The 24,156-nt window shown below is 51.6% G+C and carries 22 protein-coding genes and 6 tRNA genes; 12 read left to right on the top strand and 16 right to left on the bottom strand.

What is annotated here, in order from left to right; translation table 11 throughout:
- Nucleotides 1–24: 24 nt before the first annotated feature.
- The 5 genes from crr to cysZ all read right to left on the bottom strand — a co-directional run bounded on the left by crr (nt 25) and on the right by cysZ (nt 4,818).
- A complete protein-coding gene (crr, locus tag HV107_RS02505; RefSeq protein WP_003861316.1) occupies nt 25–534 on the bottom strand; it encodes a PTS glucose transporter subunit IIA in 510 nt (169 codons plus the stop codon).
- Between the two features lie 40 nt (nt 535–574).
- Nucleotides 575–2,302: a phosphoenolpyruvate-protein phosphotransferase PtsI gene (gene ptsI, locus HV107_RS02500; RefSeq protein WP_182061942.1), complete on the bottom strand. Its 1,728-nt coding sequence runs from the start codon at nt 2,300–2,302 to the stop codon at nt 575–577.
- Between the two features lie 44 nt (nt 2,303–2,346).
- Nucleotides 2,347–2,604, bottom strand: coding sequence for a phosphocarrier protein Hpr (gene ptsH, locus HV107_RS02495; protein WP_000487600.1), 258 nt, complete (start codon nt 2,602–2,604; stop codon nt 2,347–2,349).
- Nucleotides 2,605–2,921: 317 nt separating this feature from the next.
- A complete protein-coding gene (gene cysK, locus HV107_RS02490; protein ID WP_182061941.1) occupies nt 2,922–3,893 on the bottom strand; it encodes a cysteine synthase A in 972 nt (323 codons plus the stop codon).
- 163 nt (nt 3,894–4,056) lie between these two features.
- Entirely contained in the window at nt 4,057–4,818 is a 762-nt protein-coding gene (gene cysZ, locus HV107_RS02485) for a sulfate transporter CysZ (RefSeq protein ID WP_182061940.1), read from the bottom strand.
- Nucleotides 4,819–5,048: 230 nt separating this feature from the next.
- Here cysZ and zipA point away from each other — a divergent pair, with 230 nt between their 5' ends.
- The 3 genes from zipA (at nt 5,049) to HV107_RS02470 (ending at nt 8,325) form a co-directional block, all read left to right on the top strand.
- Nucleotides 5,049–6,023 (top strand): cell division protein ZipA, encoded by a 975-nt coding sequence (gene zipA, locus HV107_RS02480; protein ID WP_182061939.1) that lies wholly within the window; start codon nt 5,049–5,051, stop codon nt 6,021–6,023.
- Between the two features lie 69 nt (nt 6,024–6,092).
- Entirely contained in the window at nt 6,093–8,108 is a 2,016-nt protein-coding gene (gene ligA, locus HV107_RS02475) for an NAD-dependent DNA ligase LigA (protein ID WP_182061938.1), read from the top strand.
- Between the two features lies 1 nt (nt 8,109).
- Complete coding sequence (locus HV107_RS02470; protein WP_182061937.1) at nt 8,110–8,325, top strand: DUF3820 family protein; 216 nt, start codon at nt 8,110–8,112, stop codon at nt 8,323–8,325.
- Here the strand turns inward: HV107_RS02470 and HV107_RS02465 are convergent.
- Nucleotides 8,322–9,317: a bile acid:sodium symporter family protein gene (locus HV107_RS02465; RefSeq protein ID WP_182061936.1), complete on the bottom strand. Its 996-nt coding sequence runs from the start codon at nt 9,315–9,317 to the stop codon at nt 8,322–8,324. The two genes, HV107_RS02470 and HV107_RS02465, sit on opposite strands and share 4 nt — an antisense overlap.
- Nucleotides 9,318–9,406: 89 nt before the next feature.
- Here HV107_RS02465 and HV107_RS02460 point away from each other — a divergent pair, with 89 nt between their 5' ends.
- The gene (locus tag HV107_RS02460) at nt 9,407–10,348 is read left to right on the top strand and encodes a LysR family transcriptional regulator (protein WP_182061935.1); all 942 of its coding nucleotides are present in this window, start codon (nt 9,407–9,409) and stop codon (nt 10,346–10,348) included.
- Here HV107_RS02460 and HV107_RS02455 read toward each other — a convergent pair.
- Nucleotides 10,339–10,683, bottom strand: a complete 345-nt coding sequence (locus HV107_RS02455) for a FlxA-like family protein (protein ID WP_182061934.1) — start codon at nt 10,681–10,683, stop codon at nt 10,339–10,341. The two genes, HV107_RS02460 and HV107_RS02455, sit on opposite strands and share 10 nt — an antisense overlap.
- Nucleotides 10,684–10,887: 204 nt before the next feature.
- Here HV107_RS02455 and xapA point away from each other — a divergent pair, with 204 nt between their 5' ends.
- The 3 genes from xapA to HV107_RS02440 all read left to right on the top strand — a co-directional run bounded on the left by xapA (nt 10,888) and on the right by HV107_RS02440 (nt 13,977).
- Nucleotides 10,888–11,712 (top strand): xanthosine phosphorylase, encoded by an 825-nt coding sequence (gene xapA / locus HV107_RS02450; protein WP_182061933.1) that lies wholly within the window; start codon nt 10,888–10,890, stop codon nt 11,710–11,712.
- Nucleotides 11,713–11,764: 52 nt separating this feature from the next.
- The gene (locus HV107_RS02445) at nt 11,765–13,021 is read left to right on the top strand and encodes a nucleoside permease (protein ID WP_182061932.1); all 1,257 of its coding nucleotides are present in this window, start codon (nt 11,765–11,767) and stop codon (nt 13,019–13,021) included.
- A 68-nt stretch (nt 13,022–13,089) separates the two neighbouring features.
- Complete coding sequence (locus HV107_RS02440) at nt 13,090–13,977, top strand: LysR family transcriptional regulator (RefSeq protein WP_182061931.1); 888 nt, start codon at nt 13,090–13,092, stop codon at nt 13,975–13,977.
- Between the two features lie 85 nt (nt 13,978–14,062).
- On the opposite strand, the gene HV107_RS02435 is transcribed toward HV107_RS02440, so the two are convergent.
- The 4 genes from HV107_RS02435 to HV107_RS02420 form a co-directional block, all read right to left on the bottom strand.
- A tRNA-Lys gene (locus HV107_RS02435) sits at nt 14,063–14,138 on the bottom strand.
- Nucleotides 14,139–14,142: 4 nt separating this feature from the next.
- A tRNA-Val gene (locus HV107_RS02430) sits at nt 14,143–14,218 on the bottom strand.
- A 30-nt stretch (nt 14,219–14,248) separates the two neighbouring features.
- Nucleotides 14,249–14,324: transfer RNA gene (locus tag HV107_RS02425), tRNA-Val, on the bottom strand.
- Between the two features lie 42 nt (nt 14,325–14,366).
- Nucleotides 14,367–14,442 (bottom strand) — tRNA-Val (locus HV107_RS02420).
- Between the two features lie 258 nt (nt 14,443–14,700).
- Here HV107_RS02420 and gltX point away from each other — a divergent pair.
- Entirely contained in the window at nt 14,701–16,116 is a 1,416-nt protein-coding gene (gene gltX, locus HV107_RS02415; RefSeq protein WP_182061930.1) for a glutamate--tRNA ligase, read from the top strand.
- 43 nt (nt 16,117–16,159) lie between these two features.
- Here the strand turns inward: gltX and HV107_RS02410 are convergent, their stop codons facing one another.
- Both HV107_RS02410 and HV107_RS02405 read right to left on the bottom strand, forming a co-directional pair.
- Nucleotides 16,160–16,555, bottom strand: a complete 396-nt coding sequence (locus tag HV107_RS02410; protein WP_182061929.1) for a YfeC-like transcriptional regulator — start codon at nt 16,553–16,555, stop codon at nt 16,160–16,162.
- 1 nt (nt 16,556) lies between these two features.
- Entirely contained in the window at nt 16,557–16,913 is a 357-nt protein-coding gene (locus HV107_RS02405) for a YfeC-like transcriptional regulator (protein ID WP_182061928.1), read from the bottom strand.
- Nucleotides 16,914–17,130: 217 nt separating this feature from the next.
- Between HV107_RS02405 and HV107_RS02400 the strand changes: the two genes are divergently transcribed.
- The 3 genes from HV107_RS02400 (at nt 17,131) to HV107_RS02390 (ending at nt 19,727) form a co-directional block, all read left to right on the top strand.
- A tRNA-Ala gene (locus tag HV107_RS02400) sits at nt 17,131–17,206 on the top strand.
- 41 nt (nt 17,207–17,247) lie between these two features.
- Nucleotides 17,248–17,323, top strand: a tRNA-Ala gene (locus HV107_RS02395).
- 214 nt (nt 17,324–17,537) lie between these two features.
- Nucleotides 17,538–19,727 carry an EAL domain-containing protein gene (locus tag HV107_RS02390; protein ID WP_182061927.1) on the top strand — a complete coding sequence of 730 codons (2,190 nt, stop codon included), beginning with the start codon at nt 17,538–17,540 and terminating at the stop codon, nt 19,725–19,727.
- 43 nt (nt 19,728–19,770) lie between these two features.
- Here HV107_RS02390 and HV107_RS02385 read toward each other — a convergent pair whose 3' ends face one another.
- Nucleotides 19,771–20,958, bottom strand: a complete 1,188-nt coding sequence (locus tag HV107_RS02385; RefSeq protein WP_182061926.1) for a NupC/NupG family nucleoside CNT transporter — start codon at nt 20,956–20,958, stop codon at nt 19,771–19,773.
- A 350-nt stretch (nt 20,959–21,308) separates the two neighbouring features.
- On the opposite strand from HV107_RS02385, the gene HV107_RS02380 reads away from it, so the two are divergent.
- A complete protein-coding gene (locus HV107_RS02380; protein WP_182061925.1) occupies nt 21,309–22,547 on the top strand; it encodes an Nramp family divalent metal transporter in 1,239 nt (412 codons plus the stop codon).
- Nucleotides 22,548–22,581: 34 nt separating this feature from the next.
- Here HV107_RS02380 and ypeC read toward each other — a convergent pair whose 3' ends face one another.
- Both ypeC and HV107_RS02370 read right to left on the bottom strand, forming a co-directional pair.
- Nucleotides 22,582–22,917 (bottom strand): DUF2502 domain-containing protein YpeC, encoded by a 336-nt coding sequence (gene ypeC, locus HV107_RS02375; RefSeq protein ID WP_182061924.1) that lies wholly within the window; start codon nt 22,915–22,917, stop codon nt 22,582–22,584.
- Nucleotides 22,918–23,043: 126 nt separating this feature from the next.
- The gene (locus HV107_RS02370) at nt 23,044–24,042 is read right to left on the bottom strand and encodes an aldo/keto reductase (protein WP_182061923.1); all 999 of its coding nucleotides are present in this window, start codon (nt 24,040–24,042) and stop codon (nt 23,044–23,046) included.
- Nucleotides 24,043–24,156 lie beyond the last annotated feature (114 nt).

Here is a 24,156-nt window from a genome sequence, read left to right as displayed (position 1 = left end):
CGCCATTTTTCTGTGCGGCAAGAATTACTTCTTGATGCGGATAACCGGGGTTTCACCCACGGTAACGCTGCCAGACAGTTTGATCAGTTCTTTGATTTCGTCCATGTTGGAGATAACAACCGGAGTCAGGGTAGACTTGGCTTTCTCTTCCAGCAGAGGCAGATCGAATTCAATGACCGGGTCGCCAACTTTAACGCGCTGGCCTTCTTCCGCGATACGTTTGAAGCCTTCGCCTTTCAGTTCAACGGTGTCGATACCGAAGTGAACGAACAGTTCGATACCGCTATCAGATTCGATAGAGAACGCATGGTTGGTTTCAAAAATTTTACCGATGGTGCCGTCAACTGGAGCAACCATTTTGTTGCCAGTTGGTTTGATAGCAATGCCATCACCAACGATTTTCTCAGCAAACACCACATCCGGCACGTCTTCGATGTTGACGATCTCGCCGGAGAGCGGAGCAACAATCTCAATAGTTCCGGAGTCTTTCTTATCATCAGAAACCAGAGATTTCAGTTTATCGAACAAACCCATGATCTTCTCCTAAGCAGTAAATTGGGCCGCATCTCGTGGATTAGCAGATTGTTTTTTCTTCAATGAACTTGTTAACCAGCGTCATTAACTCGTCCGTTGTCGGTTGAGCAAGAGCTTGCTCTGCTAATACCTTCGCATCTTCGAAGTTCGTGTTACGGATAATCTTCTTAATGCGTGGGATGGAAATGGCGCTCATAGAGAATTCGTCCAGACCCATACCCAGCAACAGAAGTGTAGCACGTTCGTCGCCTGCAAGCTCACCACACATGCCAGTCCATTTACCTTCTGCATGAGAAGCATCAATAACTTGCTTAATAAGCGTCAGTACGGACGGTGACATTGGCTGGTAGAGATGTGAAATCATATCATTACCACGGTCAACTGCCAGGGTGTACTGCGTTAAATCATTGGTTCCGATACTAAAGAAATCAACTTCTTTGGCTAAATGACGTGCAATGGTCGCCGCAGCAGGTGTTTCCACCATCACGCCAACTTCGATGGTTTCATCAAAGGCTTTACCTTCGTCACGCAGTTCCTGTTTGTAGATTTCGATCTCTTTCTTCAGTGCACGCACTTCTTCAACAGAGATGATCATCGGGAACATGATGCGCAGTTTACCGAAAGCGGAAGCACGCAGGATAGCGCGAACCTGGTCACGCAGGATCTCTTTGCGATCCATGGCGATACGCACTGCACGCCAGCCCAGGAACGGGTTCTCTTCTTTCGGGAAGTTCATGTACGGCAGTTCTTTGTCGCCACCGATATCCATAGTACGGACGATAACTGCCTGAGAGCCACAGGCTTCAGCAACAGCTTTGTACGCAGCAAACTGCTCTTCTTCAGTTGGCAGCGCGTCGCGGTCCATGAACAGGAATTCAGTACGATACAGACCTACACCTTCCGCACCGTTGCGCTCAGCGCCGTCAACGTCACGTACGGTACCGATGTTTGCGCACACTTCTACCTGATGGCCGTCCAGCGTAATGGCTGGCAGGTCTTTCAGTTTAGCGAGTTCCGCTTTCTCGGTGGCAACCTGCTCCTGAACGGCACGCAGTTGCTCGATCTCTTCGTTAGTTGGGTTGACGTAAACCAGGTTGTTTACGGCATCCAGAATCAGATAGTCGTCGTTTTTCACCTGCGCAGTGACGCTACCGGTGCCCACGATGGCTGGCAGTTCCAGTGAACGCGCCATGATAGAGGTGTGGGAGGTACGTCCGCCTGCGTCAGTGATGAAACCCAGCACCTTTTTCAGGTTCAGCTGTGCGGTTTCAGACGGCGTCAGGTCAGCGGCAACCAGGATAACTTCGTCCTGAATGGAGCTCAGATCGATGATGGCCAGACCCAGGATGTTGCGCAGCAGGCGCTTACCGATGTCACGTACGTCAGCCGCACGTTCTTTCAGGTATTCGTCATCCAGTTCTTCCAGGGCAGTCGCCTGACCTTCGATAACTTCATGTGCAGCCGCATCGGCCGTCATGCCTTTATCTTTAATCAGGGCTATGATTTCCTGCTCCAGCTCCTCATCTTCGAGCAACATGATGTGCCCTTCGAAGATGGCTTCTTTTTCTTCACCGAAAGTTTCGCCAGCTTTAGTTTTGATCGCTTCCAGTTGCGAAGATGCCTTGGCACGACCGCTCAGAAAACGTTCAACTTCCTGATCAACCTTGTCGGCAGAAATTTTTTTCCGGTCAATGACGATTTCGTCTTCTTTCAGCAGCAGTGCTTTGCCGAAAGCGATACCCGGGGATGCTAAAATGCCTGAAATCATAACCCTACCTTACTTGTGACTGATATTGAAAAGAACCCGGAAACTTACTCGAGCTCAGCCATCAGTTTTACCAGATGCTCAACTGCTTTCTGCTCGTCTTCACCTTCCGCAGAGATGGTGACTACGGTACCTTGAGTCAGGCCCAGAGTTTGCAGTTTGAACAGGCTTTTTGCGCTAGCGCTTTTGCCGTTGGAAGTCACAGTGATTTCAGAAGTGAAGCCTTTCGCTTCTTTAACAAACTGAGCAGCAGGGCGGGTGTGCAGACCGTTCGGAGCGGTAATGGTAACTTCTTGCTGGAACATTGTATTTCCCCAACTTATAGGTTTAGTGTTGTGGAACTAAAGTCTAGCCTGGCGACTGAACTTTAGCCTGTATTGTTAGCGCTGACGTTTCGATCGTCATTAAACATTATGCAGTGAAAGCAAGACTTGAACCAAATCATAAAATCGATTCAGCAAGGCTATTTCGTTCACCGATTAATTTCACGCATCAAAATAATTGCTGGTTTAAATACCAGACCCAACGAGGTGAATCAATGCCAGGAGGGGTAAAAGTTTGAAGCAGGCCACAAAAAAGCACCCAGAAAGGTGCTTTTTTACGCGTTTTTAACATGCTGGCATTACTGTTGCAGCTCTTTCTCAGTGAAGAGATCGGCAAACAGTGCAGTGCTTAAGTAACGCTCACCTGAGGAAGGAAGGATAACCACAATATTCTTGTTGGTAAAGGTTTCATCTTCCAGAAGTTTGAGTGCAGCCGCAACAGCGGCACCGGAAGAGATACCAGCCAGAATACCTTCTTCATCCATCAGACGACGGGCGGTAGAGATGGCTTCGTCGTTGGTAATGGCAACAACCTTATCGATCAGCTTTAGATCCAGGTTACCTGGAATAAAGCCTGCACCGATGCCCTGAATTTTGTGTGGGCCAGGTTTGAGCTCTTCACCCGCCAGCGCCTGGGCAATAACAGGGGAGTCGGTTGGCTCTACAGCAACGGTAATCAGGTCTTTTTTACCTTTTGTGCCTTTAATGTAGCGACTAACACCGGTCAGCGTACCGCCGGTACCCACGCCAGAGATAAACACATCAACCTGGCCGTCAGTATCTTCCCAGATTTCCGGGCCGGTGGTTTTTTCGTGAATTTCAGGGTTGGCCGGGTTACTAAACTGCTGAAGCAGCAAGTATTTTGCCGGATCGCTTGCGACAATTTCCTCGGCTTTCTGGATGGCGCCTTTCATACCTTTAGCGCCTTCGGTCAGAACCAGGTTTGCGCCCAGCGCTTTCAAAAGCTTGCGACGTTCAATACTCATGGTTTCAGGCATGGTTAGCGTCAGCTTGTAGCCGCGCGCGGCTGCAACGTAGGCCAATGCAATACCGGTGTTGCCGCTGGTTGGCTCAACCAGTTCAATGCCCGGCTTCAGAACGCCACGTTTTTCAGCATCCCAAATCATGTTTGCACCGATACGGCATTTTACGCTGAAGCTTGGGTTACGGGATTCGACCTTCGCCAGAATGCGTCCATTACCGATACGGTTCAGTCGAACCAGGGGCGTATGACCGATAGTCAGCGAGTTGTCTTCATAAATCTTACTCATGGCCTGTCCTTAACTGTATGAAATTGGGATACCGACCCAGCATACCTGCTGAATAAGTATGGGGAAGTAAGGAATTCGCATATCTATATGCTGATGAGAAATAATGCCATCCAGTATGGAATAAGGGGTGGCATAAGCCACCCCTTGTTTACACATTTTTGCATTACTTCCATAACGCGTGTTTAGCGCGATAGCAGTCCACCCACATCGCCGTTGCGCCACAGACGGCCACCGGCATGATGAACAGGTTGAGAACCGGGATCATGGTAAACAGGCTGGTCAGAGCCCCGAACTGCATGTTCGCAACTTTCTGGGTGCGCAGGGCTGTGCGCATCTCTTTAAATGGCACTTTGTGGTTATCGAACGGGTAATCACAGTACTGGATTGCCAGCATCCAGGCGCTGAACAGGAACCACAGTACCGGGGCCACCGTCTGGCCGATGCCAGGTACAAAATAAAGGATAAGCAGCACAATCGCGCGCGGCAGATACCAGGCCAGTTTCTGCCACTCGCGCTTCATGATGCGCGGAATATCTTTCATGACTCCCAGCACGCCGGTATCTGGCGGTGTGGCACCGGTAAGACGCGCTTCTAATTGTTCTGCCAGCAGGCCATTAAAAGGCGCGGCTATCCAGTTGGCAATTGTCGAGAAGAAGTAGCCAAACACCAGCAGCACCGAGATAACGACAATAGGCCACAGCAGATAGCTTAACCACTGTAGCCAGTCCGGGACGTGGCCCATGATGGCCGGAACCCAGCTTTCCAGCTTGGTGAACAGCCACCAGAACGCGCCGCCCATCAAAATGATGTTGATTAACAGAGGCAAAATCACGAAGCGGCGGATGCCAGGCAGAGAAACGAGTTTCCAGCCCTGAGAAAAATAGTGAACGCCGCTGCGAGGGGCGGATGTTGATGTTGAAACCATGACCAGGCTGTACTCCTTTTTTCACAACCAGTGGAATTGCACGACTATATTATCCAGTTACGGACCAATGACCAGTTCGGAAATGTTCGAAAAAACAGCAAAAAGCACAATTTATCTCATCTTTATGCTGTGAATGCTCTGCACGCACTTGCACTTGACGTCAACGGCAAATACTCTTAGTGAGTAAATGTTTGCCGTGGTGGCAAGGTGTTAGAACAACAGAGAATATAATGATGCAGGATTTGCGTCTGATATTAATCATTGTTGGCGCGATCGCCATAATCGCTTTACTGGTACATGGTTTCTGGACCAGCCGTAAAGAACGTTCTTCTATGTTTCGCGATCGCCCACTGAAGCGCATGAAGTCCAGTCGTGACGAAGATGGCGGTGAAGACGACATCGACGATAGCGAAGACGACGGCGTGGGTGAAGTTCGCGTTCATCGGGTCAATACTACTGCGCCCGGCGCAGGCCATGGGGAGCATGAAGCACCTCGCGCCGCGCAGCACCAGTATCAACCGCCGTATGCTTCTGCACAGCCGCGCCAGCACGCGCCGCAGCCTGTAGAAGAGCCGGTACGTCAGCCGCCGCAACAGCCTGTCCATCAGCAGCCTGCAGCACCGCAGCCAGTTCAACAGCAATCCGTGCAACAGCCTCAGCAGCCGGTACATCAACCGCAGCAGCAGTCTGTTCATGTGCAACCTGCGCCGCAACCCGCGCCAGCGCCACACGTTGAGCCTGAACCTGTTGTTGAAGAAGCCCCTGTGGTTGAAAAACCGCAGCGTAAAGAAGCCGTTATCATCATGAACGTGGCCGCGCATCATGGCAGTCACCTGAATGGTGATGTGCTGCTTAACAGCATTCAACAGGCTGGCTTCAAATTTGGCGATATGAATATTTTCCATCGCCACCTGAGCCCGGACGGTAGCGGCCCTGCGCTGTTCAGCCTGGCTAACATGGTGAGCCCTGGCACGTTTGACCCGGAAATGACCGGTGATTTCGTGACGCCGGGTGTAACTATCTTTATGCAGGTGCCGGCTTACGGTGACGAACTGCAAAACTTTAAGCTGATGCTCCAGTCTGCTCAGCACATTGCCGACGAAGTGGGAGGTGTGGTGCTTGACGACCAGCGTCGCATGATGACGCCGCAGAAACTGCGCGAGTATCAGGACCGCATCCGCGAAGTTAAGGAAGCCAACGCGTAATTTCTGCGTTAACTTCAACTCCTCCTCAACCCCCGCATGTCGGGGGTTTTTTCTCATTGATGGTGCGATATGGACTCAATCGAACAACAACTGACTCAACTGCGAACCACGCTTCGCCATCATGAATATTTGTATCATGTTATGGACGCACCGGAGATCCCGGATGCGGAGTACGACCGCCTGATGCGCGAGCTGCGTGAACTGGAAGCGCAGCACCCGGACCGCATTACGCCAGATTCCCCCACGCAACGCGTGGGCGCTGAGCCGCTGGGTGCGTTCAGCCAGGTACGCCATGAAGTGCCAATGTTGTCGCTGGATAACGTTTTTGATGAAGAGAGCTTCCTGGCGTTCAACAAGCGCGTGCAGGACAGGCTGAAAAGCAGCGATACCCTGAGCTGGTGCTGTGAGCTGAAGCTTGATGGTCTTGCCGTCAGCATTCTCTATGAAAACGGCTTGCTGGTACGAGCTGCCACCCGTGGCGACGGTACAACCGGTGAGGACATCACCACTAACGTCCGTACCATCCGCGCCATCCCGTTAAAGCTGCGGGGCGAGAACATCCCGGCCCGTCTGGAAGTACGTGGAGAGGTATTCCTGCCGCAGGCAGGCTTCGAAAAGATCAACGAAGAGGCGCGTCGCACCGGGGGCAAAGTCTTTGCAAACCCGCGTAACGCAGCCGCAGGCTCTCTGCGCCAGCTGGACTCCCGTATCACCGCGAAGCGACCGCTTACTTTCTTCTGCTATGGCGTGGGAATTCTGGAAGGCGGTGAACTGCCTGATACCCATCTGGGGCGTCTGCTGCAATTCAGGGAGTGGGGATTGCCGGTGAGCAATCGCGTGCAGCTTTGCGACTCTCCCGAGGCGGTGCTGGCGTTTTATCACAAGGTGGAAGAAGACCGCCCAACGCTCGGCTTTGATATCGACGGTGTGGTGATTAAGGTCAACTCACTCGAATTGCAGGAACAGCTCGGTTTCGTGGCCCGTGCGCCGCGCTGGGCGGTGGCCTTCAAATTCCCGGCGCAGGAGCAAATGACCTTTGTCCGCGATGTGGAATTCCAGGTGGGCCGTACCGGGGCGATCACGCCTGTGGCACGTCTTGAGCCGGTCCAGGTTGCCGGGGTGCTGGTCAGTAATGCCACGCTGCACAACGCCGATGAGATTGAGCGTCTGGGTCTGCGTATTGGCGACAAAGTGGTCATCCGCCGCGCGGGTGATGTGATCCCGCAGGTGGTGAACGTTGTCGAATCAGAGCGTCCTGACGATACGCGCGCCATTGAATTTCCAACCCATTGTCCGGTGTGTGGATCGGACGTTGAGCGTGTGGAAGGCGAAGCGGTGGCGCGTTGTACCGGCGGACTAATTTGCGGTGCCCAGCGTAAAGAAGCGCTGAAACACTTCGTGTCGCGTCGGGCGATGGATGTTGACGGCATGGGCGATAAAATTATCGATCAGCTGGTCGAGAAAGAGTATGTCCACACCCCGGCGGATCTGTTTAAGCTAACGGCAGGTAAGCTGACCGGCCTTGATCGCATGGGGCCAAAGTCGGCGCAAAATGTGGTGAATGCGCTGGAAACAGCAAAAGAAACCACCTTTGCGCGCTTCCTCTATGCACTGGGCATTCGTGAAGTGGGCGAGGCGACAGCAGCAGGGCTTGCGGCCTACTTCGGTACGCTGGAGGCGCTGGAAAAAGCGACTCTCGACGAACTGCAAAAAGTCCCGGATGTTGGCATTGTGGTTGCCACGCACGTCTTTAACTTCTTTGCCGAAGAGAGCAACCGTGAGGTGATTGGCAAGCTGCTGGAAGAGGGTATTCGCTGGCCTGCGCCAGTGGCGGTGAATGCAGAAGAGATAGACAGCCCATTCGCCGGTAAAACGGTCGTGCTGACCGGTAGCCTGAGCCAGTTGTCGCGTGATGATGCCAAAGCGCGTCTGGTGGCGCTGGGGGCAAAAGTGGCGGGCAGTGTGTCGAAGAAAACCGACCTGGTGATTGCCGGAGAAGCGGCGGGCTCGAAGCTCGCCAAAGCACAGGAGCTGGGCATTGCGGTTATCGACGAAGCCGAAATGCTGCGCCTGTTAGGAGAGTAATGTGGAAAAAGAACAGCTTATTGAGATCGCCAACACCGAGATGCCGTTCGGCAAGTATAAAGGCCGCAGGCTGATTGATTTGCCGGAGGAGTATCTGCTGTGGTTTGCCCGTAAGGACCAATTCCCGGCAGGGCGGCTGGGTGAGCTGATGTCCATCACATTACTGATCAAAACCGAGGGGCTGACGCAATTGGTTCAGCCCCTGAAACGCCCTTAAGCTTTCGCGGCGCGGGTCTCTTCCTGCGCCTGCTTTTCTGCCTGATGCTTGTAGCGATGCGCCAGCACAGCGCAGACCATGAGCTGAATCTGATGGAAAATCATCAGCGGCAGCACCATCATCCCAATGACTGATGTCGGGAACAGAATGTTGGCCATCGGGATACCGTTCGCCAGACTCTTTTTCGATCCACAGAAGACAATCGTGATTTCATCCGCTTTATTGAAGCCGCATTTGCGTGCGACGACGGTGTTGACGACAATCACAATCGCCAGCAGCACAATGCTGACAACAACGATAAACAGTAACGACCCCACGCCAACCTTGTGCCAGATGCCGTTCACAACGGCTTCACTGAATGCGGAATAGACCACCAACAGAATCGAGGTCTGGTCGGTTTTCGAGATCCATTTCTTGTGCTTCGCCACAAACGCGCCAGTCCACGGGCGAGAAAGATGCCCAAGCACAAACGGCAGCAGCAGTTGCAAGCAGATTTTACCCACTTGTTCCAGGTTACCTTCCGCACCGTGCATATTCATCAGCAGACCGACCAGCAGCGGGGAGACAAAAATCCCCAGCAGGCTTGATGCCGAGGCAGAACAAACTGCCGCGGCGACGTTGCCGCCAGCAAGCGAGGTAAACGCAATGGCAGACTGTACAGTCGCGGGCAGAATGCACAGATACAGGAAACCGGTATACAGCGCAGGATCAACATTCACAGGTGCCCACCAGGCAAACAGCACGCCAAGGATCGGGAACAGAATGAAGGTGCTGCACATCACCCACAGGTGAAGCCGCCAGTGGCTACCGCCGGCGATAATGGCTTCCCGGGACAGCTTGGCTCCATGCATAAAGAACAGCAGGGCGATAGCTGCGGTCGTTAAACCTTCAAAGAAAGGGACGAAGCCGCCGCGTGCCGGGAAAAAAGAGGCCAGTAAGACGGTGACGATAAGGGTAAGCGTAAACGGATCAAGGATACGAAAGAGTTTCATAATGACTCCTGAAAACAGATTTCGCTATTGTGCTTTTTTCTGTTTGAGAAATAAAATTGATTTATTGCATCCATTCATGAAAAAAAAAGATGAATTATTCCTTACGTCAGCTTCGTGTCTTTGTGACCGTGGCACATGCCCGTAGCTTTAGCCGGGCAGGAGAAATAATCGGTTTGAGCCAGTCGGCGGTCAGCCATAGCGTGAAAGAGCTTGAGATGCAGACCGGAGTGCGGCTGCTCGACAGAACCACGCGCGAAGTGGTGCTCACCGATGCCGGTCAACAACTGGCTTCCCGGCTGGAAAGGTTACTGGACGAGCTGAACACCACGCTGCGGGATGTGGGCCGGCTCGGGCAACAACTTTCCGGCACCGTAAGAGTGGCGGCCAGCCAGACTATCTCTGCGCATCTTATTCCGCAGTGCATTGCCGAAAGTAATCATCTCTACCCGGATATTGATTTTGTTCTCCATGACCGCCCACAGCAGTGGGTACTGGAAAGCATTCGCCAGGGGGAGGTGGATTTTGGGATCGTTATCGATCCTGGTGCCGTGAGCGATCTTGAAAGCGAAGTCGTGCTTTCGGAGCCGTTTTTGCTGTTATGCCGGGACGACGATCCGCTGGCATCGTTGGCGGAGGTAACATGGCAGGCGCTGGAAGGGGCGGATCTTGTGCTTCAGGACTATGCGTCGGGGAGTCGACCGCTGATTGATGCAGCGCTTGCGGAGCAGGGCGTCAACGCAACGATAGTGCAGGAAATCGGTCATCCTGCCACGCTGTTTCCGATGGTTGAGGCGGGGATAGGTATTAGTGTGTTACCCGCACTTGCGCTGCCGCTGCCTCAGGGAAGCCATCTGACAGTGAAACGGTTTACACCGACTATCGACCGAAAACTGATGCTGGTCAGGCGTAAAAATCGCTCTATCTCCGGTGCGGCACTCGCCATCTGGGAAGTGGTGCGTATGCAGGCTCAGCAATTAACCGCAGCACGGATACGCGACCCACTGTTTAACCCAACCGATTATCAGATGTAGATATCAATCTGATGCTCTGCGGACGGTTTATTCACGCCTTCTTCAACGGCCTGCTGAACCGGGCTTTGCTTCGGAGCGGATTCTTCAGCTTGCTGGCGCTGAAGCGCCTCCATCTGGGCCTGTAACATCGCCAGTTGCGACTCAAGCATCTCCTGCTGCTTTTGTTTTTCTTCCGCGGTGCCATCACCCGATGCCACCTCTTTTAACTGCTGGGTGGCTTTCGTTATCTGTTTGGCCAGACGCGAAATTTGAGAAGCAATGTCATTACCACCGGAGCTATTATCAGCGCTGCCGATTTCCATCGCTGACAGAGATACTGCCTTGAGGGTTGTCATATAAAGATCCTTTTCGCCATAAATAAGGGATATCGGCACGGTGAGCAATAGCTTGAGGCCAGCCGGAGGACGTGGCCGAAGATATCGATACTGAAACAGTATTGATAACCCTGCAAAAGTGTATTGGTGATACACCCCAGGCTCCAGATATAAGACAAAGGTCATGCGATCTGCTATCGCAATCTTTGTCCTGAAGGAGCCTCTATGACCCTCTCAAATAATCCCTGGTACTGTGCGGATATCATTCACGCCCACAAACCAAATTTCACGCCACGCGTTGCTTTTATCCTGGGCTCTGGCCTGGGCGCGCTGGCAGAACAAATTGAAGATGCCGTGGCTATCTCGTATGCGAAATTACCCGGTTTCCCGGTCAGTACTGTACATGGGCACGCGGGGGAACTGGTATTAGGCCATCTTGCCGGAGTTCCGGTTGTCTGTATGAAAGGTCGCGGTCATTTCTATGAAGGCCGTGGAATGACCATCATGACCGACGCGATCCGCACCTTCAAACTGCTGGGCTGTGAGCTGCTGTTTTGTACCAATGCGGCAGGCTCTCTTCGCCCGGAAGTCGGGCCTGGTAGCCTTGTTGCCCTGAATGATCACATCAACACCATGCCCGGCACGCCGATGGTGGGGTTAAACGATGAGCGTTTCGGCGAGCGCTTTTTCACCCTGGCAAATGCTTATGACGCGCAATTCCGTGCTGTGCTGCAAACCGTCGCGGCTGAAGAGGGCTTCCCGCTGAGCGAGGGGGTATTTGTTTCCTACCCAGGCCCAAATTTCGAAACGGCGGCAGAGATCCGCATGATGCAGATTATCGGCGGCGATGTCGTAGGCATGTCGGTGGTCCCGGAAGTGATTTCCGCGCGACACTGCGACCTGAAAGTAGTTGCTGTGTCGGCAATTACGAATCTGGCCGAAGGGCTGGGCGATGTGAAACTGTCCCACGAGCAGACGCTGGCGGCTGCTGAACTCTCACGGCAGAATTTCATCAATCTTATCTGCGGCTTCCTGCGCAAAATCGCCTGATAAAAATACGTGGCTCTGAAAAGGGGCCACACCCTGCGAAAAGGAACAGGTTATGAACATCACGACCCGATTAAAGATGATGTCCTTTATGCAATATTTTATCTGGGGGAGCTGGCTGGTCACGCTGGGCTCCTACATGATTAATACCCTACATTTTACCGGCTCAGACGTGGGGCTGGTCTATAGCTCCAAAGGGCTTGCGGCGATCATTATGCCGTCCCTGGTGGGCATTATTGCCGATAAATGGCTGCGTGCAGACCGGGCCTATATGATTTGCCATCTCGTGTGTGCGGTTGCACTCTGCTATGCCGCGCATGTCAACGAACCCGGCCTGATGTTCTGGGTGATGCTGGTCAATGCGATGGCGTTTATGCCCACGATTGCGTTGTCGAATACGCTCCCTTATTCCTGTCTTGAGCAGGCCGGGCTAGATACGGTGAGCCATTTTCCACCGGTACGCGTGTACGGCACGGTGGGCTTTATTGTAGCGATGTGGGCAATCAGCCTGATGGGGGTTGAGCTCAGTAATGTTCAGCTCTACATTGCTGCGGGGGCCTCACTGGTGCTAGCCCTTTACTCCCTGACATTGCCTAAAATCCCGGTAGTGAAGAGCAAATCAGCCCCGACGCTTGCAAGCAAACTGGGCCTGAATGCTTTTGTGTTGTTCAGACAGCCGCGAATGGCCATCTTTTTCTTGTTCGCGATGCTGCTAGGTGCGGTGCTGCAAATCACCAATACCTTCGGCAGCCCCTTCCTGCACGATTTTGCGCGTAACCCGGAGTATGCGGACAGCTTTATCGTTAAATATCCGTCGATATTGCTCTCTGTTTCGCAGATGTCTGAAGTTTTCTTCATCCTGACAATTCCGTTTTTCCTGAAACGCTTTGGTATTAAAACCGTAATGCTGATGAGCATGATGGCCTGGATGCTGCGTTTTGGGCTGTTTGCCTTTGGCGACCCGTCTGCGGTGGGATTTGTTTTGCTGATGTTGTCGATGATTGTCTATGGCTGCGCCTTTGATTTCTTCAACATCTCAGGTTCGGTATTTGTGGAGCAAGAGGTGACGCCGGACATCCGCGCCAGCGCCCAGGGCTTGTTTATGACCATGGTGAACGGCGTTGGGGCGTACGTGGGGTCGATCCTGAGCGGGATGGCGGTGGACTATTTCTCCGTTGATGGCGTGAAAGACTGGCAGACCATCTGGCTGGTATTTGCGGCTTACGCATTGATCCTGGCGGTGGTGTTTTTCCTGAGTTTTAACTATCGACACGCGGGTAAAAACAACGCGTTGCGCACAGCGACGCATTAAAACGGGTTGTTACTGACGCGAAAAGATTTAAGGTGAGGTATTCAGTGCTTTCTCCGGGATATGTTTTGATGGAACGCGTCTACCGAACCGACCTTAAACTCCTGCGCTATTTCCTGGCCGTGGCGGAGGAGCTGCATTTTGGGCGGGCAGCGGCTCGCCTGAATATGTCGCAGCCTCCGTTAAGCCTGCATATCAAGGAGCTGGAAAGCCAGCTCGGAACGCTGCTTTTTATTCGTCACTCCCGCAGCGTTGCGTTGACCCATGCCGGGAAAGTGCTGATGGAGGAGTCACGTCGGCTGCTGACCAGTGCGAATCAGGCGCTGGCCCGGGTCGAACAAATTGGTCGCGGTGAGGCAGGGCGCATCGAGCTTGGCATTGTGGGAACGGCAATGTGGAGTGAAGTGCGTTCAGTTATGCGAACGTTTTTAAAAGAGCACCCGAACGTGGACGTGGTTTTTCGCGAGAAATCACCGGTTATGCAGATGGCATTGCTTGAACGGTGTGAGCTTGATGTGGGGATCTGGCGTATGGCCACGGAACCTGCCCCGGGGTTCACCAGTATTCGCCTGCGTGATGCCGCGTTTCTGGTGGCGATGCCGGAAGATCACCGGTTAGTCAGCAGCTCGGCGATCTCACTTTCAGAGCTGCAAAATGAATATTTTGTCACCATGCCGTCGGCGCATTCAGACTGGGCCTTTCTCCAGCGAGTGTGTCAACAGGCGGGATTTTCGCCGATGATTGTCCGTGAGGCCGTTGAGCCGCAGACGGTTCTGGCGATGGTCAGTATGGGTATGGGGATTACGCTTGCGGCAGACAGTTACGCACAAATGCAGTGGCCCGGTGTGGTATTTCGCCCGTTGAAAGAGCGTATACCGGCAGATTTATACGTGGTGTATGACGAGAAGCAGGCAACACCGGCGGTGGAGAGGTTAGTCGCCACACTGGTTGAAGGATAAAAAATTTGTATTAGGCCGGAATCGCAGGTTCGAATCGTTCAAATTGCAGATAGCAAAAAAGCGCCTTTAGGGCGCTTTTTTACATTGGTGGGTCGTGCAGGATTCGAACCTGCGACCAATTGATTAAAAGTCAACTGCTCTACCAACTGAGCTAACGACCCGAAATGGTGGGCGATGACGGGCTCGAACCGCCGACCCCCTCCGTGTAAAGGAGATGCTCTACCAACTGAGCTAATCGCCCATTTCGGAACTGCTATCGATAAGGTGAGAATGGTGGGCGATGACGGGCTCGAACCGCCGACCCCCTCCGTGTAAAGGAGATGCTCTACCAACTGAGCTAATCGCCCATTCTCAATTCTTATCTACACTGCGAGTCTACGTGAAGTAGATGGTGGGTGATGACGGGCTCGAACCGCCGACCCCCTCCGTGTAAAGGAGATGCTCTACCAACTGAGCTAATCACCCCCGCTGTGTGGAGTCGCATTATAGGGAGAGTTGAAAATGAGTCAACGCATTTTCTAAAGTTTTTATTCGTTCGTCGTAAAATTAAACAAAACGATCGCGAAATGGACTATTGCGCATGATTTCTAAACAAAAACAGCAAACTCGAACCCGATACAGGGATCAACATTGAGGAATCGCCCCACAGTGATAGAATATTGCCCATTGTTTTTTTCCCAGGATTTGCCGATTGCCGGCATCTTTATAACGTAAGGCCATTTCATGAAAATCAAAACTCGCTTCGCGCCCAGCCCGACAGGCTATCTGCACGTCGGTGGTGCACGTACTGCTCTCTATTCCTGGCTTTTCGCACGCCACAATAAGGGCGAGTTCGTGCTGCGTATTGAAGACACAGATCTCGAGCGCTCCACGCCGGAAGCAATCGAAGCCATTATGGATGGGATGAACTGGCTGAATCTGGAATGGGATGAAGGCCCGTATTTCCAGACCAAACGTTTTGACCGCTATAACGCCGTGATTGATGAAATGCTGGTCGCGGGCACGGCATATAAATGCTACTGCTCTAAAGAACGTCTGGATGCTCTGCGTGAAGAGCAAATGGCGAATGGCGAAAAACCACGTTACGACGGCCGTTGCCGCCACGACCACAGCGAACATGCTGTGGATGAGCCTTGTGTTGTGCGTTTTGCCAACCCGCAGGAAGGTTCTGTTATCTTTGACGATCAGATCCGTGGTCCGATCGAATTCAGCAACCAGGAGCTGGATGACCTGATCATCCGTCGTACCGACGGCTCGCCAACCTATAACTTCTGCGTTGTGGTAGATGACTGGGATATGGAAATCACTCACGTTATCCGTGGTGAAGACCATATCAACAACACCCCACGTCAGATCAACATCCTGAAAGCACTGAATGCGCCTGTCCCGGTATATGCGCACGTTTCTATGATCAACGGTGACGACGGTAAAAAACTGTCTAAACGTCATGGTGCGGTTAGTGTAATGCAATACCGTGATGACGGCTATCTGCCGGAAGCGTTGCTGAACTACCTGGTTCGCCTGGGCTGGTCCAGCGGTGACCAGGAGATCTTTAGCCGTGAAGAGATGATCAATCTGTTCTCCCTGGGCGCGGTCAGCAAATCCGCCAGTGCGTTCAACACCGATAAACTGCTGTGGCTGAACCACCACTACATCAACACCATGCAGCCAGAGTACGTTGCGACTTACCTGCAATGGCACATCGAACAGGCAAACATCGATACCCGCACTGGCCCTGAGCTGGCGGAACTGGTGAAACTGCTTGGCGAGCGTTGCAAAACGCTGAAAGAGATCGCCGAAAGCTGCCGTTACTTCTATGAAGAGTTCGACGAGTTTGATGCCGATGCGGCCAAGAAACACCTGCGTCCGGTTGCGCGTCAGCCACTGGAAGTCGTGCGTGACAAACTGGCGGCGATTACCGAGTGGACCGCTGAAAATGTTCACCACGTGATTCAGGCGACCGCCGATGAGCTGGAAGTGGGCATGGGTAAAGTGGGGATGCCTCTGCGCGTGGCAGTAACAGGCGCTGGTCAGTCACCTGCACTGGATGTCACCGTTCATGCTATTGGTAAAACACGCAGCGTCGCGCGTATTAACAAAGCACTGGGCTTTATTGCTGAGCGTGAAAGCCAGCAGTAATTGCGCGTAAGGTAAGAAAAACGGCAGGGAAACCTGCCGTTTTTTATGCGTGCAATTCAGTAATTCCGAGGCGGGTAAGAAATCCCTGAAGACCTTCCCGGGTCAATAATACCTGAAGTCGTTCTTGCTCAATCAGCGTTAAATTTTCAAGAGAGTCGATGATTTGGGGAAGTAAGCCAGACGATTTTGGTTCCCCGTATAAAGAGGGCGCTTCTGCCAGTTGATAGATAGCCTGGCGGTTACGGATGGCTGGAATGCTCATGATATGCTCGCGAACGCGGGCATCAATATGAATTAACCGTGCGCGTCCGCCTTTTACCCCGTTAATGCCTTCCGTTTTCCATCCTTGCTGCCGAATCCAGCGATTAACGGTTTGCCGGGCAACACCTAAACTATCGGCCAACTCTTCGGTCGTCATTTTACTGCGTAATCTTTTCATATCAGCTCTGTTCGCGTATCCCTAAACGTTGCAATAATCCGGTAATCCCTTCCCGCAGTAACAGAGATGTTAGCTGCTTTTGCTCATCCGGCGTCATTTCATTTGCCAGCGTCAGAAGTAACGTGTGCAGCGAACGGTCATGGTTTTCAGGCATATCAGGTGTGTCCGACGCCCGGCGAGCGCTGTGAATAAAATCCCGAACTTGTTCATTGACATGCACCAGCCGCGCCTTGCCACCCTGTACTCCTGGCTTAGGCGATGTAATCCAACCCTCTTTGCGTACCCATTTATTGATGGTCTGGCGGCTATAGCCAGTGAGCAGGGCTAACTCTTCTGGCGTCATTCGTTCCTTGATCATGCAATTGCCTGAATAATAGTAGGGTTAATTAGTGGTTCATTTTATAGCACCGTTTTACGTGAAAACGTGACAGGCTTAACTCCTGACTGCGAGCAGGTACGCAAAGTGATTCATTTGCATGATTTTTCGACGATTGGTTCAAAGCGATCGATTTTGCCGTTGACACTCCGCGGCGGAATTCATATTATGCCGCCCGTCAACATGACAGCTTTACGATGGGGCTATAGCTCAGCTGGGAGAGCGCTTGCATGGCATGCAAGAGGTCAGCGGTTCGATCCCGCTTAGCTCCACCAAACTCTGAACCCAACAGAGTGCGGTATGTAAAGTAACATGTGGGGCTATAGCTCAGCTGGGAGAGCGCTTGCATGGCATGCAAGAGGTCAGCGGTTCGATCCCGCTTAGCTCCACCAAAATTTAAACCCTCGTCGAAAGACGGGGGTTTTTTTATGCTTTTGTAACATCCACGCACGGCTTTTGTTGCAAGTGATGGTGTTTTCCTATACTTCGCCTCAATCCAGCTTAAGAAAGCGGTCTATTTATAGACTTGATCTTGCTTCGCGCAATTAATAAACATATTATCCGTCCGGTCAATGAATAATAGCGGAAAATAGTTTATTCACCTTAATGAACAGTAAAAATGTCAATAATGTAAAGATATTTATGATAGCGTTGCTGCTTTGTCTGATTGCGGTTCCGTTTTCTCGTTATATCTCACCGCGAGCAATAGTTAACGGTCATGATGTTTATTTGGCATGGTTACCATTAAGTGTAATGCTGGCCGTGATTTTATTGTTTGGCCGCCGCGCAATTATTCCCATCCTGTTAAGTTTTACTGCTACTAATATTTACAGCATTAATTTAGCACCGCTACAATATTTAGTTTTGCTGTTTTGTCAGACTTTCTCCGTCTTTGCCGCTTGTGGTGTGATCCGTCTGGTGTTGGGCAAGCGCTGGCGCCACAGTGTGCCCAATAAGTACATCGGTCTTCGTATATTCTGGCTCGGATTTATGGTTCCGGTAGGCATTAAGCTATCGATGTATCTGGCTGGCTACTTATTTGATTTTCCTGTGACTATCTCCACCTACTTCGGCGAAGGTAGTGCAATTTATAACGTTGTTGATATTCAAAGTCTGATATGTGCGGCGCTCATATTTACAATGATGTTCTATTACCCCTTAAGAATGATAATTAGTCCCCGGTATGCAGTAGCATTCTGGCGGCTGAGTCTTAAACCATTACTCTTGAATAAAAAACCTATTTATAGAGTAATTTGGCTAATGGTTTTGGTGTTTATTGTTGCAGTTTTGTGTGCTCCACTGGAGTCACCGATAATTGCGGGATATTTAATGCCAATCATCTTTATCCTCTTTACGCTTGGGATCAGCCGCATGAGCTATGCGGTTATCTCGCTGCTGTGGGCGACATCGGCACTCTTACTGCTAACGTACAATTATAACTTTCTCAATGGGGTGGAATCGGGATACTCCCTCTCCTTTATCCTGTCGGTGCTGATCTCTTTTGCTATTTGTTTGCTCTATATGTCGAGGATTTATCGACACAGTGAATGGATGAAACAAGGCTGGCAGAAGAGGGCATTAACCGATCCTCTAACGGGTCTGCCCAACATTCGTGCGCTTGAGGATTACCTGTATCTCCATCCTGATGCGAAGATCTGCTGCCTGCGGATGGACAACCTGGAGTTCCTGAGTCGCCACTACGGCATTCTCATGCGTGTGCATTGCAAGCGCATGATTACGGCCTCCCTCCAGCCGCTAATGCAGAAAGATGAACAACTATTCCAACTGCCAGGCAGCGAACTGGTGCTGGTTCTGCTGGGGCCGGGAACGGCTGAACGCTTGCAGCATATGGTTGATCAGCTGAACAGCCGTAAAATTTTCTGGAACAACACCGGGCTGGATATTGAGTTTGGTGCATCATGGGGCGAAATTGAAAACGGTGAAAAACTCCATCACACCCTGGGGCAGCTAAGCTGGCTCTCTGAACAGTCTTGTGCAACGCATAATGTGCTGGCCCTGACCAACAGCCTTGAAACTGTTTCAGGGCAAACCACCGATAGAGTGCTGATGTTGGGGCGTATCAAACGCGCCCTCGACGCGGGCGGTATCCGCTTGTACGCCCAGCCGATCCAGAATGCTGCCGGAAAGGGCTATCACGAGATCCTGACGCGGCTCGAGAGTGATGGTGAAATCATTACGCCTGACCGTTTTATCCCGCTGATTGCCCAGTTCAACCTGAGTCATCGGTTCGACCTGAGCGTGGTTGAGAACTTACTGGCATGGCTGCGTGATAACCCGGTATTGCATGACAAAACCCGGTTTTCCGTTAACCTCATGCCGTTGACGCTGATGCAAAAAGAGGTCGCGACCGAAATTATCTCGCTCTTCGAACACTATCTGGTTCCGCCTCATGCTGTTGTGATTGAGATAACCGAAGAGCAGGCGTTCTCGAATTCAGAAACCAGTATCAAGAACATTCAGCAACTGAGGGACTACGGTTTCCGTATTGCGATTGATGACTTTGGCACAGGATATGCCAATTACGAGCGCCTCAAGCGACTTCAGGCCGATATCATCAAGATAGATGGCTGTTTCGTAAAAGATATCTGTAGCGACAGCATGGATGCAATGATTGTGCAGTCAATTTGCAATCTGGCGAAAACGAAGTCGTTATGTGTGGTTGCCGAATTTGTTGAAACGCCGGAACAGCGCGAGATGTTGCTCCGCTTTGGCGTGGACTATTTGCAGGGATATCTGCTGGGTAAACCTCTGGCGCTTAGCGAACTGCAGGCATAAAAAAACCAGGAGCACAGGCTCCCGGTTTTGTTTTCGATCCGGATTACAGTACCAGTGCTGCGATAGAAGCAGACAGTACGCTCACCAGGGTAGAACCGTAAACCAGTTTCAGACCGAAGCGAGAAACCACGTTACCTTGCTCTTCGTTCAGACCTTTAATCGCACCCGCGATGATGCCGATAGAAGAGAAGTTGGCGAAGGAAACCAGGAACACAGAGATAATACCTTCAGCGCGCGGAGAGAGCGTGCCGGCAATTTTCTGGAGATCCATCATCGCAACGAATTCGTTGGAAACCAGTTTGGTGGCCATGATGCTACCAACCTGTAATGCTTCGCTTGCCGGAACACCCATTACCCACGCAATCGGATAGAAGATGTAGCCGAGGATACCCTGGAAGGAGATACCCAGAACCGCAGCGAACAGTGCGTTCAATGCAGAAATCAGCGCGATAAAGCCGATAAGCATAGCTGCAACGATAATCGCAACTTTGAAACCTGCCAGGATGTACTCACCTAACATTTCGAAGAAGCTCTGACCTTCATGCAGATTTGCCATCTGGAGGTTCTCTTCGCCCTCTTCAACGCGGTATGGGTTGATAAGAGACAGCACGATAAAGGTGCTGAACATGTTCAGAACCAGAGCTGCAACAACGTATTTCGGTTCCAGCATCGTCATGTACGCGCCCACAATAGACATGGAAACGGTAGACATTGCCGTGGCTGCCATGGTGTACATACGGTTGCGGGACATTTTGCCCAGAATGTCTTTATACGCAATGAAGTTCTCAGACTGACCCAGGATCAGGGAACTTACTGCGTTGAAGGATTCCAGTTTGCCCATACCGTTGACTTTAGACAGTACAGTACCAATAGCGCGGATAACGACAGGCAGAACACGGATGTGTTGCAGAATACCAATCAGCGCAGAGATGAAGACGATAGGGCACAGCACTTTCAGGAAGAAGAATGCCAGGCCTTCGTCGTTCATTTTACCGAAAACAAAGTTAGTCCCTTCGTTGGCGAATCCGAGCAGTTTTTCGAACATTTCGGAGAAGCCTTTCACGAAGCCAAGCCCCACGTTGGAGTTCAGGAAGAACCACGCGAGTAAAACTTCAATGACGAGAAGCTGAACAACATAGCGGATGCGGATTTTTTTGCGGTCATGGCTGACCAGCAATGCAAGCGCAGTAACGACAACGAGTGCCAGGACAAAGTGAAGGACGCGGTCCATATTTGCTCCAAATTTGAGGCAGGTTTAATTTCCGTGCACATTCTATGTAACAAGCGTAAAGAAAACGAGATCAAAGCCACACTATAGTCACATCCTGTGACGAGTCTCAAAAATAGTGATCAACAATACATTTTTGTTATGTTGAGTAAATTAGTGAAAAGTTAAGTTTGTGTGCTACGCTTCACAAAAGACTGCGCGAATCCACATTCTGTGGGGTCGCACCAGCGAAGCTGCCCTTCTATCGTTCAAAGCTATCAGAGAAATCACTCAAAACGTTTTAAATGATCTTGATAATCATTCTCATTTTGTTAGCATCAAACATAGCAAAGGCTATATTTCCAGAGGCAGAAATGACAAACAGTCGCGTAGAGGGTAGCAGTGGCAGAGCAGCGCGCAAGTTGCGGTTCGCATTAATGGGACCTGCGTTCATTGCTGCCATTGGCTATATCGATCCGGGTAATTTTGCGACCAATATTCAGGCCGGGGCGAGCTTCGGCTATAAGTTGCTGTGGGTTGTCGTCTGGGCGAACCTGATGGCAATGCTGATTCAGATGCTTTCCGCAAAGCTTGGGATCGCCACGGGTAAAAACCTGGCAGAACAGATCCGCGACCATTATCCGCGTCCCGCCGTCTGGCTTTACTGGATCCAGGCTGAAATCATTGCAATGGCAACGGATCTGGCTGAATTTATCGGGGCGGCTATCGGGTTCAAACTGATACTGGGCGTTTCTCTGTTACAGGGCGCGGTGCTGACCGGGATTGCGACTTTCCTTATCCTGATGTTGCAGCGTCGTGGGCAAAAGCCGCTTGAAAAAGTGATTGGTGGTCTGCTGTTGTTTGTGGCTGCGGCTTATATTGTTGAGTTAATTTTTTCGCGGCCTGACCTGGCGCAGTTAAGTAAAGGGATGGTTATCCCAAGCCTGCCAACCTCTGAAGCCGTATTCCTGGCTGCGGGCGTTCTGGGCGCTACTATAATGCCGCACGTGATTTACCTTCACTCTTCTTTAACGCAGCACCTGCACGGCGGGACGCGCCAGCAGCGTTATTCCGCAACCAAATGGGATGTTGGTATCGCAATGACGATTGCCGGTTTTGTGAATCTGGCGATGATGGCAACTGCCGCCGCCGCGTTTCATTTTAACGGGCACACGGGCATTGCCGATCTTGATGAGGCGTATCTGACGCTGGAACCCTTGCTGAGCCATGCGGCTGCCACGGTATTTGGGTTGAGTCTGGTTGCTGCGGGCCTGTCTTCGACCGTGGTGGGAACCCTGGCAGGGCAGGTGGTGATGCAGGGGTTCGTGCGCTTTCACATCCCGCTGTGGGTGCGCCGTTCAGTCACCATGCTGCCATCATTTATCGTTATCCTGATGGGGCTTGATCCAACGCGTATCCTGGTAATGAGCCAGGTATTGCTGAGCTTTGGTATTGCACTGGCACTGGTTCCGCTGCTGATCTTTACCAGCGACAAATCCCTGATGGGCGATCTGGTGAACACTACGCTTGTGAAACGCACTGGCTGGGCCATTGTGGTTGTGGTGGTGGCGCTCAACCTGTGGTTGTTGGTCGGGACGATACTGGGATTATAGAAATAAGAAAGGAGCCAACAGGCTCCTTTCTGTTTTAGTGGTGGTGACCATGGCCGTGGCCACGACCCCATCCTCCGCGACGATCGTCACGGTCGTCCCACCCTTCGCGATAGCCGCGCTCGTAGGCTTTACGGTTATCCCAGCCACGATGGCGACCATTATCATGTCTCCACCAGCGATCTCTACGCCATTCATAATGACGATTCCAGTAATCACGGTCACGCCAGCCGCCACCGTCCCAGTAGTTACCGTAATTATCGCGATCGCCAATTTGTAATTTTACTGATGGCAACAGGGTGATTTCGCCCGCATTTGCAACCAGCGGTGCCGCAGCCATTAAAACCGCAGCCAGAATCAGTGACCTGAACATACTCTTCTCCTTCACGATCGGGGCCGTCGTGCGGCCTGTTAACGCAATATTACGGGGCGGTAAAGCCCCGTTTCATCGCCTCAACTCCTAAATCACAAATAAGAGCACGTTTTGCTAAAAATGGTTTTAATTTGACCGGTTCAGAATATCGTCGATGGTGGTCAGCTCTTGTGGGGAGAAATGACGATTCTCGAGCATCCCGACCGCATCATCAATTTGCGACGTTTTACTCGCGCCAATCAGTACGGACGTTACCGCATCGTGGCGCAATACCCACGCCAGTGCCATTTGCGAGAGTTTCTGGCCGCGCTTTTCCGCCAGCGTGTTCAGCGCGACGACCTTTAACCGTTTTTCTTCGGTTAACTGGTCGGGGTTAAGGAACTTACTGCCGCTCGCCGCGCGTGAATCCTGTGGAATTCCGTGCAGATAGCGGTTAGTCAGTTGGCCACCTGCCAGCGGCGAGAAGGGAATACACCCGACACCTTTCTCTTTCAGGACGTCCAGTAATCCCTCTTCCGGCGCGCGCTCAAACATGGAGTATTTAGGCTGGTGGATAACACAAGGCGTACCGAGATCGTTAAGAATATCGATCGCTTTACGCGCCAGTTCCGCCGGATAGTTCGATAAACCAACGTACAGTGCTTTCCCCTGACGCACCACGTGATCAAGTGCTTTCATTGTCTCCTGAAGTGGCGTTTCAGGATCAGGGCGGTGGTGATAGAAGATATCGACATATTCAAGCCCCATACGCTTAAGGCTTTGATCCAGACTTGAAATCAGATATTTGCGTGAGCCCCAGTCGCCGTAAGGGCCGTCCCACATGGTGTAGCCTGCTTTGGTGGAAATTATTAACTCGTCACGCCAGGGCAAAAAATCTTCCTGCAAAATGCGCCCGAAATTGCGCTCGGCTGAGCCAGGAGGTGGTCCGTAATTGTTGGCAAGATCAAAATGGGTGATGCCCAAATCGAAGGCCCGCTGTAAAAGTTGGCGGCTGTTTTCAATGAGCGTGGTGTCACCAAAGTTATGCCAAAGCCCCAGAGAGATGGCCGGTAATTTAAGCCCGCTCTGTCCACAACGGTGATACTGCATTGACTGATAACGATTTTTGTCAGGCTGATAACCCATTCTCGTGACCTCTGGTGCTAAAAAGATAAACGAGTGTATACGTTTACATTCGCGTGAAGAAAAAGAGCATAACGCAGCCTTTTTTGTAAAGCATTCTTTCCATGTCCATCTTAT

The sequence above is a fragment of the Enterobacter sp. RHBSTW-00175 genome, from assembly GCF_013927005.1.
In the GTDB taxonomy this organism is placed as follows: domain Bacteria; phylum Pseudomonadota; class Gammaproteobacteria; order Enterobacterales; family Enterobacteriaceae; genus Enterobacter.
This window is presented reverse-complemented; position numbering and strand designations above follow the sequence as displayed.